At 68.6% G+C, this 14,952-nt stretch carries 12 protein-coding genes; 5 read left to right on the plus strand and 7 right to left on the minus strand.

The annotated features are described in order from the left end of the window. Positions 1-120 precede the first annotated feature (120 nt). The 3 genes from ASE95_RS02290 to ASE95_RS02300 all read right to left on the minus strand — a co-directional run bounded on the left by ASE95_RS02290 (position 121) and on the right by ASE95_RS02300 (position 4,136). Positions 121-2,613 (minus strand): penicillin-binding protein 1A, encoded by a 2,493-nt coding sequence (locus tag ASE95_RS02290; RefSeq protein WP_056630877.1) that lies wholly within the window; start codon positions 2,611-2,613, stop codon positions 121-123. Positions 2,614-2,757: 144 nt separating this feature from the next. After that, on the minus strand, positions 2,758-3,078 hold the full coding sequence (locus tag ASE95_RS02295) for a DMT family transporter (RefSeq protein WP_056630879.1): 321 nt from the start codon (positions 3,076-3,078) through the stop codon (positions 2,758-2,760). Positions 3,079-3,206: 128 nt separating this feature from the next. After that, on the minus strand, positions 3,207-4,136 hold the full coding sequence (locus ASE95_RS02300; protein ID WP_082449457.1) for an N-acetylmuramoyl-L-alanine amidase: 930 nt from the start codon (positions 4,134-4,136) through the stop codon (positions 3,207-3,209). A 425-nt stretch (positions 4,137-4,561) separates the two neighbouring features. Between ASE95_RS02300 and ASE95_RS02310 the strand changes: the two genes are divergently transcribed. The 3 genes from ASE95_RS02310 to ASE95_RS02320 all read left to right on the plus strand — a co-directional run bounded on the left by ASE95_RS02310 (position 4,562) and on the right by ASE95_RS02320 (position 9,593). Further along, positions 4,562-7,405 carry an Rne/Rng family ribonuclease gene (locus ASE95_RS02310; RefSeq protein ID WP_056632986.1) on the plus strand — a complete coding sequence of 948 codons (2,844 nt, stop codon included), beginning with the start codon at positions 4,562-4,564 and terminating at the stop codon, positions 7,403-7,405. 131 nt (positions 7,406-7,536) lie between these two features. Further along, entirely contained in the window at positions 7,537-8,886 is a 1,350-nt protein-coding gene (locus tag ASE95_RS02315; protein ID WP_056630885.1) for a M48 family metalloprotease, read from the plus strand. Then, the gene (locus ASE95_RS02320; RefSeq protein WP_235528134.1) at positions 8,883-9,593 is read left to right on the plus strand and encodes a DsbA family protein; all 711 of its coding nucleotides are present in this window, start codon (positions 8,883-8,885) and stop codon (positions 9,591-9,593) included. The genes ASE95_RS02315 and ASE95_RS02320 overlap by 4 nt, the downstream gene beginning before the upstream one ends. Positions 9,594-9,764: 171 nt before the next feature. Here the strand turns inward: ASE95_RS02320 and ASE95_RS17505 are convergent, their stop codons facing one another. The 4 genes from ASE95_RS17505 to ASE95_RS02335 form a co-directional block, all read right to left on the minus strand. Next, positions 9,765-9,917 carry a hypothetical protein gene (locus ASE95_RS17505; protein ID WP_156347847.1) on the minus strand — a complete coding sequence of 51 codons (153 nt, stop codon included), beginning with the start codon at positions 9,915-9,917 and terminating at the stop codon, positions 9,765-9,767. A 560-nt stretch (positions 9,918-10,477) separates the two neighbouring features. Next, a complete protein-coding gene (gene nudC / locus ASE95_RS02325; RefSeq protein WP_056632992.1) occupies positions 10,478-11,368 on the minus strand; it encodes an NAD(+) diphosphatase in 891 nt (296 codons plus the stop codon). Beyond that, a complete protein-coding gene (locus ASE95_RS02330; protein ID WP_056630888.1) occupies positions 11,365-12,693 on the minus strand; it encodes a serine hydrolase domain-containing protein in 1,329 nt (442 codons plus the stop codon). Before ASE95_RS02330 ends, nudC begins: the two co-directional genes overlap by 4 nt. Next, positions 12,690-13,730, minus strand: coding sequence for an A/G-specific adenine glycosylase (locus tag ASE95_RS02335; RefSeq protein ID WP_056630891.1), 1,041 nt, complete (start codon positions 13,728-13,730; stop codon positions 12,690-12,692). Before ASE95_RS02335 ends, ASE95_RS02330 begins: the two co-directional genes overlap by 4 nt. Before the next feature lie 26 nt (positions 13,731-13,756). Here ASE95_RS02335 and ASE95_RS02340 point away from each other — a divergent pair, with 26 nt between their 5' ends. Further along, positions 13,757-14,272: a DUF721 domain-containing protein gene (locus ASE95_RS02340; RefSeq protein WP_235528135.1), complete on the plus strand. Its 516-nt coding sequence runs from the start codon at positions 13,757-13,759 to the stop codon at positions 14,270-14,272. After that, complete coding sequence (locus ASE95_RS02345) at positions 14,269-14,937, plus strand: thioredoxin domain-containing protein (RefSeq protein ID WP_056630897.1); 669 nt, start codon at positions 14,269-14,271, stop codon at positions 14,935-14,937. Before ASE95_RS02340 ends, ASE95_RS02345 begins: the two co-directional genes overlap by 4 nt. The last annotated feature ends 15 nt before the right edge of the window (positions 14,938-14,952 follow it).

A 14,952-nucleotide genomic window follows, 5' to 3' on the forward strand; every position in this document is an offset into this window, starting at 1 on the left:
TTCATTCTCCACACTGTCGTCATTCCGGCGCAGGCCGGAATCCCGTGCGGCAAGCGGCAAGCCTTACGAACCGGGAGATCCCGGGTTTCGCCGGGATGACGTAATTTCTGAAACGACGACTTAGTAGATGCCCCCCTGCCTCTGCAAGAAGTCGCTGTCGCTGGCGGTGTTACGGGTCGCGCTGGCGGTCGGCCGCGCCGCCGGGGCGGTCGATGGTGCAGCACGGCGGGCACGTCGCACCTCGCCCTGCGGCTTGAACGCTTCCCAGATCACCGCCGGCTTGGGATCGCTGTCGGTCGGGAAGGTCCCGAACACCGGCCGGCCGCTGCCGCGATCGATGCGGACCATGCGGATCCCGGGCGGCGCGCGGAACGGCAGCGGCGGCAATCCGGCATAGGCCTTCTGCGCCCATTCCTTGAACACCGGCACCGCGACCGTGCCGCCCTGTGCATAGCCACCAAGGCTGCGTGGGCTGTCGAAGCCCATGTACAGCCCGGCGATCATCTGCGGCGTGCCGCCGATGAACCACACGTCGGTCGGGCCATTGTTCGTGCCGGTCTTGCCGAACATCGGGCGGTTCAGGTCGCGCAGCGCGGTGGCGGTGCCGCGCTGGATCACGCCCTCGGTGATGTGCACCATCTGATACGCGCTCATCGCGTCGAGCACCTGCCGCCCGCCCGTCGCCGGCCGCGGCATCGCGCGACCGTTCCAGTCGGGCAGGTTGCAGCCATCGCACGCCCGCCAGTTCTCGGGCCAGATCACCTTGCCGTGGCGATCCTGCACCACGTCGATCAGCGACGGATCGTGCCAGCGGCCCCAATTGGCGAGTACGCCGTACGCGTTGACCATCTTCGTCACGGTCGTCTCACCCGCGCCCAGCGCGTAGGAGAGATAGGGCGAGTAATCGCCGACGCCCATCGCCTTGATCAGCTTGACGACCCGACCCATGCCGGTTTGCGCCGCGGTACGCACCGTCATCAGGTTGCGCGACTGTTCGATGCCCCAGCGCATCGTATGCGGCCCGGCACCGCGCATGTTACCGAAATTGCGAAAGCATTTCTGCCCCAGGCGCGCGCCCTGATCGACGCAGAACGGCCCGTCGACGATGATCGACGCCGGGGTCATGCCGTTTTCCAGCGCGGCGGAATAGACGATCGGCTTGATGGTCGATCCCGGCTGACGAAACGCCTGCGTCGCGCGGTTGAACGATTGCACGCTCGATTCGAAGCCGCCCTGCATGGCGAGGATGCGGCCGGTGGCGGGTTCCTGCACCACGAACCCGCCCGAGATGCGCGGCACCGAACGCAACGCGAAGCCCGTGCCGGCGGGGGCGACCGCGATGATGTCGCCCGCCTCGATCGCGGCGAAGGCGGCGCCGCCCTGGTTGCGCACCGGCATCTGCGCCGCCGCGCGCGCCATCGTGCCGGTCGAGCCATCGGCGAAGCCCAGCCGCCATGCGTCCCCATCACGCGCAATCGCGATGGCGGCGCGCCAGTCGGCATGGTCGATCATGATGTTGGAGCCGATCAGCGGCCCCTGCCACGCCTCGCCGTCGATCTCGACATGGCGAAGCGGCCCCGACCAGCCGCGTCCGGCATCGAAGCGCAGCAAGCCGTTGCGCAACGCCTCCGCGGCGTAACGCTGCACATCCTTGTCGAGCGAGGTGCGCACCCACAGCCCGCCGCCATAGACGCTGTGCGGTCCGTCCTCCACCTGCTCTCCGAAGCGCGCGATCAGTTCGCGGCGCACTTCCTCGACGAAATAACCGCCGACTCGCTCGAACTTCGGCGTCCGCCGGGTGATCGCGCCGATCGGCTCGGCAGCGGCCTCGCGCGCCTGCGCCGCGGTGACGAAGCCGTTGCGCACCATCTCGCGCAGCACATAGTTGCGGCGTTCGAGCGCGCGTTCGGTATCGCGGAAGGGATCGTAGTTCGACGGCCCCTTCGGCAGGATCGCGAGATAGGCGAGCTGCCCCAACGAGAGTTCGTCCAGTTCCTTGTCGAAATAGGCGTGCGACGCCGCCTCCACGCCATATGCGTTGCGGCCGAGGAAAATCTGGTTGAGGTACAATTCGATGATCTGCTGCTTGGTCAGCGTTTCCTCGATCTTGTACGCCAGCAATGCCTCGCGAATCTTGCGCGTCGGGGAATAGGCATTGCCGATCAGCAGGTTCTTGGCGACCTGTTGCGTGATGGTCGAGCCGCCGCGCGCGCGCTGCCCGCTGCCGAACTTGCGCGCGTAATCGAACACCGCGCCGGCCAGCCCGGGAAAGTCGACGCCGTGATGCTCGAAGAAGGTCTTGTCCTCGGCGGCGAGAATCGCCTTCACCAGCAGCGGCGGATATTCGCTATACGCCAGCTCGACCCGACGTTCGCGGGCGTAGGAATAGATCGGCGCCCCGTCCGCCCCGCGCACGTTGGTGGGCAGCGGCGGCTCATACGCCTTCAGCTTGTCCACCGAGGGCAGGTCGCGTGCGAACACCAGCCAGAAGACGCCCATGGCGACCGCCAGCAGCCCCAGCAGGTAGACGCCCCAGCGCACCCACCAGCGCCGCCACAGCGCGCGCGGGGTGAAACGCCGATCGGGCACGGCAGCGGTCGGATCGGAAGCCATGTGGCGTCGGTGTTTACGGGCTTGCCCGCGAAACGGCAACGCCCAGCGCGTGTCGACCTTCGACGATCCGGTACCCGACTGTCACCACGGCCCCTCACCCCGCCCCCTCACCCGGCGCGCGTCCCGGGCGGGGAACGGCGTGGGTCAGGCGGTGGCGAAGAACTTGGTGCCGACCACGCCGACGATGATGAGGGCGATAAAGCCCATCTGCGCCGGGTTCAGCTTTTCGCCGAACAGGATGACGCCGAAGATGGTGACGCCCACCGCGCCCAGCCCGGTCCACACCGCATAAGCGGTGCCCGCCGGCAGACCGCGCATCGCCAGCGCCAGCAGCCCCATGTTGACGAAGCTGAGCGTGATCGGGACGATCGACGCCAGCCACGATCCTTGCGTCGCGGCCCATTTCAGGCTGAGCGCCCAGATGATTTCGGTGACCACGGCGATGCCGAGGATGAACCACGCCATTGCGAGGATCTCCTTATTATTGCGGGCTCGGTGAACAGAGCGGCAGCCGGAAACCCGTAAGAGGCGCGCGCGGCGGCCCCGTTACGGGATGTTACCGAATGTGTCCACCCGGCGGCCGCACGGGTGGCCTATCGCTCCGCCATGCGGCGCGCGAAATACACGTCCACCGCGCGCCGTACACTTTCGGCGATCTTCTCGCGGCCTTCGTCGCTGTCGAGGAACGCCGCGTCGGCGGCGGTAGAGATATAGCCGGTCTCGAACAGGATCGACGGCATGTCCGGCGCCTTGAGCACCATCAGCGACGCGGTGCGATGGAAGTTGCTCTTGGTCGGGATCAGCGGTCGCGCCTCCCGCCCCAGCAACCGTGCGAAACCGGCGGAGGCGTTCATCGTCTCGCGCTGCGTGAGGTCGATCAGGATCGAGGATACGTCGGGATCGCGGTCCAGCGTGACCCCCGCGATCACGTCCGCACGGTTCTCGCGCGCCGCCAGTCGTGCCGCCTCGCGGTCGGATGCGACATCGGACAGGGTATAGGCGGTCGCGCCGGTCGGGGTGCCGGTGCCAACGCTGTCGCAATGGACGGATATGAACAGGTCCGCCTTCAGCCGGCGCGCGATCCCGAACCGCTCGCGCAGTACGATGAAGCGGTCGTCGTCGCGCGTCAGCGCCACGCGCACCCGGCCGCTTTCGACCAGCGCATCGCGGATCGCGCGCGCGATCTTGAGCGTCACGTCCTTTTCGCGCAGCCCCGCCGCCGGATTGACCGCACCCGGATCGACACCGCCATGCCCGGCGTCGATCACCACCAGCGGCCGCCCCGCCGCGCCGTGCACGCGCGGCAATCGCACCCCGCGCGCCACCGGCGGCACCGGCACGGTCACCTTGCGGGGCGCGGCCTGGCGCTGCGAACGCCACGGCAGGAAATCGAGTTGCGGCAACGGAACGCCACCGCACGCCGGCGCTGCCAGCACCATCGCCCCCGCTGCTGCGATCGCGCTCCACCGCGCGCCCGGCCTGCGTGCCGTCATTGCCCGTGCCCCGTCGCTTTTCCTTGCCATCCCGCGGCCCTAGCGGGTGCGGCTTCCCGCATGGTTAACGGCTTTATCGCGGGAAAACGAGCCTGTTGAAGCGCGGGCGCGGCAATGCTACGTGTCTACATGACCGGAATGTTGCGCGAAGGTCGCGCGACAAAGCTCCGGTGCCACCGCCCGCCCGGCGACACGCCGGCTCCGGGTTATCAGGTTGACGCTCGCAATGCCGTATTCCGCCCGATCGCTGTTCCGCCCGGCCCGTGCCGGCGGCGGCACGATCGCGGCCGGCACGTCCCGCTCGATGGAGCGGGCGGCATCGCGCGCCGCAGCACGAACCACCATCATCATCCGCGCGGCTGGCCCCATCGGGCGGCCGCCCGCGCCTTATCGTCGCGCCCATCCCCCGTTCGCGGGCAGATGCGGCGCGTGGAGAGTTTTCAATGACCACGCGTATGCTGATCGACGCACGCCACCGGGAAGAAACCCGGGTAGCAGTCGTCAAGGGTAACCGGATCGAGGAATTCGATTTCGAGAGTGCCGAGCGCAAGCAGCTCAAGGGTAACATCTATCTTGCCAAGGTGACGCGCGTCGAGCCGTCGCTGCAGGCCGCGTTCGTCGATTACGGCGGCAATCGCCATGGCTTCCTGGCGTTCAGCGAGATCCATCCGGATTATTACCAGATCCCCAAGGAGGATCGCGAGGCGCTGTTGCGCGAAGAGGCGGAGCATGCCGCCGAGGAAGCCGCGCTGCGCGCCGAGCAGGACGCGCTGGACGACGGCGATTTCGATGACGACGCCGACCGCGACGATCACGATCACGATCACCATGACGACGCTGATGGCGAGGAGGCGGAGGGCGAAGCGCCCGCGCCGCGCCGCGGCCGTGCCGGCACCAACGACGATCAGGTCGAGGCGCTGCGCCAGCGCCGCATGAACCTGCGCCGCCGGTACAAGATCCAGGACGTGATCCATCGCCGCCAGGTCCTGCTGGTGCAGATCGTCAAGGAGGAGCGCGGCAACAAGGGTGCGGCGCTGACTACCTATCTGTCGCTCGCCGGGCGTTATTGCGTGTTGATGCCCAACACGTCGCACGGCGGCGGGATCAGCCGGAAGATTTCGAACGCGGCGGATCGCAAGCGGCTGAAGTCGATCATGGCCGATCTGGCGTTGCCGTCGTCGATGGGCTGCATCGTCCGCACCGCCGGGCTGCAGCGCACCAAGGCCGAGATCAAGCGCGACTTCGACTATCTTGCGCGGCTGTGGGACGAGATCCGCGAGAAGACGCTGACGTCCAGCGCACCCGCGCTGGTCTATGGCGACAGCGACCTGATGAAGCGCGCGATCCGCGACATCTACAACAAGGATATCGACGAGGTCATCGTCGAGGGTGACGACGGTTATCGCCAGGCGCGCGAATTCATGCGGCTGCTGATGCCGACCCACGCCAAGAAGGTGAAGCATTACAGCGACCCCGTGCCGCTGTACCAGCGCGCCGGCGTCGAGGATCAGCTCGCTGCGATGTACCATCCGGTCGTGCAGCTGAAGTCGGGCGGCTATCTGGTCATCAACCCGACCGAAGCGTTGGTGTCGATCGACATCAACTCCGGCCGGTCCACCCGCGAACACAATATCGAGCAGACCGCCACCGCCACCAACCTGGAAGCGGCGCAGGAAATCGCGCGCCAGCTGCGGCTGCGCGACATGGCCGGGCTGGTGGTCATCGACTTCATCGACATGGACAACGGATCGAACGTCCGGAAGGTCGAGAAGGCGATGAAGGAGGCGCTGAAGAATGATCGCGCGCGCATCCAGGTCGGCCGCATCTCCAGCTTCGGGCTGATGGAGATGAGCCGCCAGCGGCTGCGCACCGGCGTGCTGGAGGCATCCACCCGCCCCTGCCCGCATTGCGAAGGCACCGGTTTCGTCCGCACCGCGTCGTCGTCGGGCTTGTCGGCGCTGCGGCTGCTGGAAGACGAAGCGGCACGCGGTCGCGGCTCGGTGCTGACGCTGCGGTGCAGCCAGGAAGCGGCGTTCTACGTCCTGAACCGCAAGCGTGCCGACATCGCCGAGATCGAGGATCGCTACGGCGTGCAGGTCGAGATCATCCCCGATGGCGAGGAGGAAGGCGCGCGCATGTCGGTGGAGGCCAGCGGCCCGCCGCCGGCGCATCCGCCGAAGTTCGACCGCCCGATCATCGAGGAGGCCGAAGACGATCTGGTCGAGGACGAGATCGAGGAAGAGGAAGAGCTGGACGAGGAGGACACCGTCGAGCAGGTCGCCGCGCCCGAGGGCGAAGGCGGGCGCAACGGTCGTCGTCGCCGTCGTCGTCGTGGCCGCCGCGGTCGCGACAGCGTCGAGGGTGCGGAGGAATCCGGCACCGAAGCCGACGAAGGTGATTCCGAGGGCGAGGAAGACGCCGACGAGACCGCCGCCGCAGAGCCGGCCGAAGCCGAGCGCGAGGGTGGCCGCCGCCGCCGCCGCGGGCGTCGCGGTCGCGACCGGATCGTGGACGAGCCGTCCGCCGGGCTGGTGGCCGATGTCGACGTGATCGGCGAAAGCGATCTCGACGAAGCCGAGGAGGCGATCGTCGCCGAGCCGGTCGATACCGATGCCTCGGAGGAAGCGGAGCGCGAGGGCGGTCGCCGTCGTCGTCGCGGCCGTCGCGGTCGTCGTCGTGAGGGCGATCGCACCGCCGAACCGGAAACCGCGACGGACGTCGACGCTTCCGACGAAGCGACGCTCGCCGCAGAGCCGGTCGAGGCCGATGCGGAGATCGAGGAAACGGCAGCCGAGGAACCGGTCGCGGCAGAGCCCGCCCCGGCACCCAAGACGCGTCGTCGTCCGCGTGCCCGGGTCGCCAGCGAACCGGCGGCTGCGCCGGCACGCACCCGCGCGGCGGTGAAGACGCCGGCCGCACCCGTCGTCGAGGAAGCGGCAGCGCCCGCTCCAGTCGAGGCACTTGCCGCGGACGAAGCGCCCGCCAAGCCGAAGCGTACCCGCAAGAAGAAGGTCGCCGAGCCGCTGGTCGACGCCGGTGATGCGGGGCCGATCAACGACGGCCTGTCGGCACCCGAGCCGGTGGCGGAGGAAGCGCCGGTCAAGCCGAAGCGCACGCGCCGCAAGAAGGTCGCCGACGATGCGCCCGACGGCGGAACCACGCCGGTCGCTGCGGAGGAAGCCGCGCCTGCCGAAGCACCGGCGGGCGATGACGCCGCAACGGACAGCCCGGCAGCGGACGATGCCGGGGCGTCCGGCCAGCCGCGCCGCGGCTGGTGGCAGCGCACCTTCGGCGCGTGAGGCGATCGGCCGGGCTTTCAGCGGCGGTTCAGACGAACCGCCGCACAAGCCCGGCCGATGCCCTTCGCATGTCACCCATTCCACCCGCACCATTGCGGACGACACCGCGCAATGACGGCCGAGGCCGGTCGATGAGGCGGCTGATCGCGGCGGCGACCACCGCGATGCTGCTGCTCGCGCAGCCCGTGCAGGCACAATCCCTGCTCCGCGATGCCGAGACCGAGGCATTGCTGAACGATATGTCCGCGCCGCTGGTCACCGCAGCGGGCCTGCGCCCGACCGATGTGTCGTTCGCGCTGGTCAACGACGATTCGATCAACGCCTTCGTGGCGGGCGGACAGACGGTCTACGTCCACACCGGGTTGCTGCAGGCCGCCGACAGCGCCAATCAGGTGCAGGGCGTGATCGCCCACGAACTGGGCCATATCGCCGATGGCCATGTCATCACCAGCAGCCAGGGGCAGAAGCCCGCGATGGGCGTCTATCTGCTGTCGATGGTGCTCGGGCTGGCCGCGATGGCGGCTGGCGGGGGCGAGGCGGGCGCGGGCATCCTGGCCGCCGGGCAACAGGTGGCGATGGGCAAGTTCCTGGCCTTCAACCGCGTGCAGGAGTCGACCGCCGACGCGTCCGCGGTCCGTTACCTCGACACCGCGGGCATCACCGGCAAGGGGATGCTGGAGTTCTTCAAGAAGCTTCAGCAGCAGGAATATCGCTACGGCACGAAGAACATCGATCCGTTCATGCAGTCGCACCCGATGTCGGGCACGCGCGTCCAGACGCTGACCGCCGATGTGCAGGCGTCGAAGGCGTGGAGCAAGCCGTCCGATCCGAAGATCGAGGAACGGTTTCGCCGCGTGAAGGCGAAGCTGGACGGTTACCTGTTGCCGCCACCTCAGGCGTTGCAGAAATATCCCGACAACGACCAGACGCTGTATGCGCATTACGCACGCGCCTACGCCTATCACCGCGCCGGCTATCCGCAGAAAGCCGATGCGGAGGCCGAGGCGCTGGTCGCCGCGCAGCCCAACGATCCCTATTTTCAGGAGATCATGGGGCAGATCCTGCTGGAGGCGGGCAAGCCGAAGCTGGCGCTGGCGCCGCTGAAGCGCGCGACGGAGGGGTCGCGCTCCAACCCGCTGATCGCCACCACCTATGGCCATGCGCTGATCGCGACCGAGGATGCGGCGAATTACGACGAGGCCAAGCGCATATTGCGCACCGCCGTCGCGCGTGACGACGAGAACCCGTTCGCCTGGTTCCAGCTCGGCACGGTGTACGAACTGACCGGCGACGAGGCACGCGCCGCGCTCGCCAGTGCGGAGCGCGCCAGCATGATGGGCGACGATCGCACCGCCGCCGACCGCGCGCGCTACGCGATGGCCGGCATACCGAAGAACACGCCCGACTGGATCCGCGCGCAGGATATCGCGATGACGGCCCAGAACGAGGTCGACAAGCACGGAAAGAAGAAGCGCCGTTGAACCGGTTGATGGTGTTGGGGCTGGTGGCGATCGGTCTGCTCTTCGGTGCCGGCGGCATGTGGCTCGCCGAGCGCGCCGCGCCCACGGCTGCGATGGACGAGGCGCGCGTCGGGCGGATCGTGCGCGACTATGTGCTGGCGCATCCGGAACTGATCCCGGAGGCGATCGAAAAGTTGCAACAGCGCGAATCCACGCGCGCGGTGGCCAGCAATCGCAGCCGGATCGAACAACCCTATGGCGACGCATGGATCGGCAACCCGAACGCCGATGTGACGCTGGTCGAATATTACGACTATAATTGCGGCTTCTGCCGGGCCACCCTGCCGACGATCGAGAAACTGGTCGCTGCCGACAAGAATCTGCGGGTGGTGTTCAAGGAGTTGCCGGTTCTGGCGGACAGCAGCCGCGCCGCCGCCCGCGCCTCGCTGACCGCGGCGGCGCAGGGGCGGTTCAAGTCATTCCACGACGCGCTCTACGCCGCCGGGCCGGTCAGCGCCGCAACGATCGCTCAGGCGGCCAAGGCGAGCGGCGTCGACCTGACCAAGGTGCCCGCCGACACCGAGGCGACGCTGCGCGACAACCTCGACATCGCCGCCAAGCTGGGGGTGACCGGCACCCCGGCGTGGGTGGTCGGCGACCAGTTGCTGTCCGGCGCGCTGCCGCTCGACCGCCTCCAGGACGCCATCGCCAAGGCGCGCGCCTCCTGAGGCATCAGGCCTTCCGTCCCGGCCGCCAGCGGAGCATACGCACGAACGGTTCGGGATCGTCGAGACGGAACGCCACCCGTTCGATCGTCGGCCTGCGCCGCAACCCGTTCGGCGGCGGCGATGGTGTCCCCCGTCGCGACACGACGTTCGGCCGTGCCAGCACCGCCGCGTTCATCGTCGCAGCGTCGTCGGCATGATCGCCAATTCGGCCACCACCTCGGTCCGCATCCGACCGCTCGTTTCCCACAGCGCCACCGCCTCGCGCTTGAACTCGTCCGTCACCGACGCTTCGAAGAAGCTGGAGCAGCCGGTCTGCCATAGCATTTCGGACTATTTCGCGGACGGACCATCGGGACGGAGGAGGGCTTCGTGCGGTTATTTGATCGCGGTCGCCGCGCGGATCGCCAGCCCGAGCGCGGCGATCGGTGAGATCGTAGGGCGCGTGCTTGCAGCGTGCCTAGACGACGGTGGCGACGCTTGATGATCGGCCGCCCGGGATACGCCCATTGTCGGACATGACGCTGACGCTGCACAGCTTGCCGCGCTGACGGTGCGTGCGCGCACCGTGGTGTGACGCTTACTGGAGTGCACGTCGGTCGACGTGACGTGGGTCGACGTGACGTGGGTCGCTTCGGATCGCTTCACTACGCGCGCGATGACAGCCGGCCGAGCGCGGGTAGCGTGCTTTCTGCAGCAATGAAAGATCGATCGCCCGACCGATCTTCGCGCGTGACAGGCTTTCGGTTACGGTCGAGCCATTGCATCGAGCCGTCACCCCGGACTTCGCCCGACCCTCCACCGCCTGCGCCGACGACGGCGGAAGCGTCCAGTGGAGCGCGGCCAGGCGACGTACCGGTTCGACCCGGATGGGAGGACCGTGCGCTCTACGCCCCCTCGTCCATCCATGCGCGCAGCAGCGAATGGGCGATCGCATATGGCGGTGGGGCGCCGAACGCGGCGGGTTCACCGGACAACGCGGCGCGCACCTGATCGCGGGTGACCCACATCGCGTCTTCCAGCTCGTTGCCGTCCAGCGTGATCCGATCATGTTCGGCACGCGCGATGCAGGCGATCATCAATTGCGAGGGAAACGGCCATGGCTGGCTGGCGACGTAGCGAACGTCGGTAACGCGGATGCCGGCCTCCTCGGCGATTTCGCGCGCGACCGCTTCCTCGATCGATTCACCGGGTTCGAGAAAGCCGGCGAGCGCGGAATATCGGCCGGGAGGGAACGCTGCCTGCCGCCCGACCAGCGCACGGCCATCATGTTCGGCGATCATGATGACGACCGGATCGACGCGCGGAAAATGTTCGGTCGCGCAGGCGGAACAGCGGCGGCCCCAGCCGGCGCGGAACGGCGCGGTCGCGTGGCCGCACCGCGCGCAGAACGGATGGCGCGCATGCCAGTCGATCAACGCCCGCGCCGCTGCGAAGGTCGCCGCCTCCCCTGCGCGCAGCCGGTCGAGCAGCGCGAACAGCGTCGGCGACCGATAGGGCGCCAATGGCGGCTGCCCGGGTAAGACGGCGGCGAAATGCGCGCGATCGTCGGCAAGACCCAGCAGGACGAATTCCGCCCCGTCCGGCGCATCGCCGAGCGCGCCCCACGTCAGCAGGCCGTCGTCGCCGACGACCGGCTGGACATCATCAAGCAGCAGCAGACGCGACGCGGGGTCGCGCAGCAGCGCGGCCAGCGCGTCGGGATCGCTGCGCAGGGCATCGGCACGATCGAGGGTGCCACCGGTAAAGCCGGTACGGATCACGCCGGTTCGCGTCATCGCATCCCGCCGTGCAGCCGCGCCGCGTCGCCGCGGATCGCAGCGAAGGTTTCGCGGGCGAGCGGCCATTTTTCGGCCGGGAAGTAATTGACCATGATCGTGCTGCGAAAACGCCTGACCGGATCGACGATCGCCAGCGTACCCGCCGCGCCGGCCCAACCGTAGCTGCCCTTGCTTGCGCCCGCGGGATCGTCGGCAAGGTAGACGACGCCACCCGCGCCGAAGCCGCGTTGCTGCCCGTCGCTTTCGAACGTGACGCCCGCGGGCATAAGGTTGGACATCGCCAGCCGCGCGGTGTCCTCCTTCATCACCCGTGCGCCGTCCAGCATGCCATAGTTCTGGAGCATGTGCAGGAAACGATCGTAATCGCGCGCACTGCTGACCAGCCCCGCACCGCCATAAGGGAAGCTGGGCGGTTGCAGCCACGGCGAGCGCGCGGCGGGATCGAGCGGCGACAGATCGTCCTCGACGAAGACGTAATTGCTGGCGAAGCGTGCAACGTCGCGCGGCGGAACCTGCCAGAAGGTCGAGGTCATGCGAAGCGGCGCGAACAGCCGCGTCTGCACGAAACGCTCGAACGACATGCCGCTCGCCTTTTCGACCACCGCGGCGAGCACGTCGAGCCCCATCGAATAATGCCATTTCGTGCCGGGTTCGGCGACCAGCGGTGCCTGCGCCACCCGCTCGGCGAAGGCGGCGAGCGACGCGGGGCGAGCGCGGCGCGCCTGCGCCTCGACCTGAGCATTGACGGTGGCGGGCACGAGGCCGAGCCGCTCATATTCCTTGAGCAGCGGCCCCTTCGCATTGATCTGGTAGCCGATACCGGAGGTGTGGGTCATCAACTCACGCAAGGTGATCGGTTTCTTCGCGGGGCGCGTGTCGAGCGTTGTGTCGGGGCTGGTCAGCACGCGCATCTTCGCGAAGGCCGGGAAGTATTTGGACAACGGGTCGTCGAGCGACAGCCTGCCATCTTCGACCAGCAACATCGCCGCCATGCCGGTGACCGGCTTGGTCATCGAATAGATCCGCCACAACGAGTCCGGGCCGGCGGCCGGTGCGCCGGGATCGAGCGAGATGGCACCGGCCGCGACGAACGCGGTCGGCAGGTCACCCAGCCCGAACGCGCCGACGATGCCGGGCATCTTCCGCGCGCGAACGTAACCGTCGTATAGCGCCTGCGTTTGCGGAAGCAGCGACGATGCCGTTTGTGCGCCACGCAGCGCAGGTTGCGGGGCCGGTCGCGGCGCAGCTTGCCGGGCGGGTGCGCCGGTGGTCGCCAGCAACGCGACCGTCAGGGTCGCCAGGGTCCATCGCTTCGTCGTCATGCCCGTCTCCTCGCCACAACCGCCGCCTTGGCGAACACCGTCGGCAACCCGGCGTCGTCCAGCCGTGCCAACGGCCACCATTCGCCATCGTTGCTCGCCACATGCGTTCGCGCCACCGCGATGCGCAGGTCAATCGTGAAATGCGTGAAGCCGTGCGCGACCTGCTCGTCGAGGAACCGCCAGTCGACGGCGGCGGGCGCACCGGTCAGCAGCGGCGGCACATCGGCCCACGGGCCGGTCGGCAGCGCGCGCATTCCGCCGAGCAACCCCTTGTCGGGGCGGCGCATCAGCAGCACGGCATCGTCGCGCTGCAACCAGAAGATCGTGCCGTGGCGGTGCGGACGTGCCGCCCTGGGCTTCTTGACCGGAAAGCCGTCGGGCGTGCCCGTCGCCTGCGCGGCGCATCGATCGCCTAGCGGGCACAACAGGCAGCGCGGGCGGCGCGGGGTGCAGATGGCGGAGCCGAGGTCCATCATCGCCTGCGCGAAATCGCCGGCACGGGCCTCCGGCGTGATCGTGTCGGCGGCGGCGCGGATCGGCCGGCGGGCGGCGGGCAACGGCATGTCGATCGCGAACAGCCGCGCGACCACGCGCTCGACATTGGCATCGACCACCACCGCGCGGCGGCCGAATGCGATCGCAGCGACCGCGGCGGCCGTATAGTCGCCGAAACCCGGCAACGTGCGCAGCGCCGCTTCGGTATCGGGCAGCCGTCCGCCATGATCCGCGGCGATCGCGCGGGCGGCGGCCAGCAAATTGCGCGCGCGGGCATAATAACCCAGCCCCGCCCATGCGGCCATCACGTCGGCCTCTTCGGCGGCGGCGAGATCGGCGAAGGTCGGCCAGCGCCGCGTCCATTCCGTAAAACGCGGGCGCACCGTGGCGACGGTGGTCTGCTGGAGCATCACCTCGCTCAACCACACGCGGTACGCATCGGGCGTATCCCCGGCGGCGGCGCGCCACGGCAGGTCGCGGCGATGACGATCGTACCATGCGAGCAACGGCGTCGCGATATCGATCCGGTGCTTGGCGTCCATGCCCCGGCTATGGCATGGGTATCGGAATGAGCAAGCGCGCCGGCGTACCCCCTTCCGAATCGCCGCGCCACAACCGTTCGCGGCAGGTCGCCGAACTGTTGCCGAGCGTGGGCGGCGCGGCGTTCCGACGCTTCGGCTTCGTGCAATCGGCGGTGGTCTCGCGCTGGCCGGAGATCGTCGGCGAGCGGCTCGCCTCGGCCAGCACGCCCGAATCGATCCGCTTCCCGATGGGCAAGAAGCAGGACGGCGTGCTGACGCTGACCGTGCGTGGTGCGCATGCCCCGATGATGAGCCATTTGACCACCGAGATCATCGAGCGGGTGAACCGTTTCTTCGGTTATGCCGCGGTGGTGCGCGTCGCGATACGCCAGGGTGAGGTGACGCGCCGGCCCGAACGCCGCGCGCCGCCGTCGCTGCTCCCCGCCCCGCCGGAGATGGGGCACAGCCTGCGCACCATCGCCGATCCCGAGTTGAAGGCGGTGCTGGAGGCATTGGCCTCCGGCGTCGCTGCCCCCCGCCCCGTGCTGCCGAAGGTCCGATGACGCGCTTTGCCATTTTCGCCGCCCCGATCGTCGTAGGCGCCTTGATCGCGGCCAGCGCGCCGCGCCCGTGGACGGCGGTCGCCACGCCGGTCACCAACGGCGGCTATCTGGTCGGCAACCCGCAGGCGCGGGTGAAGCTGGTCGAATATGTCAGCTACACCTGCCCGCATTGCGCGCATTTCGAAAAGGATGCCGGCGACACGCTAAAGGCGATGGTGCGATCCGGATCGACCAGCGTCGAGGTGCGCAGCCAGGTGCATGACGGCGTGGATCTGGCCGCGGCGACGCTGGCGCGCTGTTCGGGCGCGGCGGCGTTCCCCGCGGTGCATGCGGCATTCTTCACCAGGCAGGAAGAATGGACCCGACGCGCCACGCAATGGGTCGAGGGCAACCGTGCGCGGGTGGAAAGCTGGCCGCAGCTGGCGCAGATGGCGGCGGTGGCCGAGGGCGCGGGGCTGCCGGCGATCGCGCGCGCGGCGGGTGCGCCGGCCGCGGCGATCAAGGCGTGCTTTGCCGACGATGCCGCGATCAAGCGGACGATCGCGGCATCGGAGCGGACCAGCAAGGTGCCCGGCACGCCCGCGTTCGAGATCAACGGACGGCTGATCCAGAATGTCGGCTGGGCGGAATTGCAGCCGCAATTGCGCGCGGCCGGCGCGAAATGAGTGACGGAGTGACAC

Origin of the sequence: Sphingomonas sp. Leaf231 (genome assembly GCF_001421995.1) — a bacterium.
Classification (GTDB): domain Bacteria; phylum Pseudomonadota; class Alphaproteobacteria; order Sphingomonadales; family Sphingomonadaceae; genus Sphingomonas.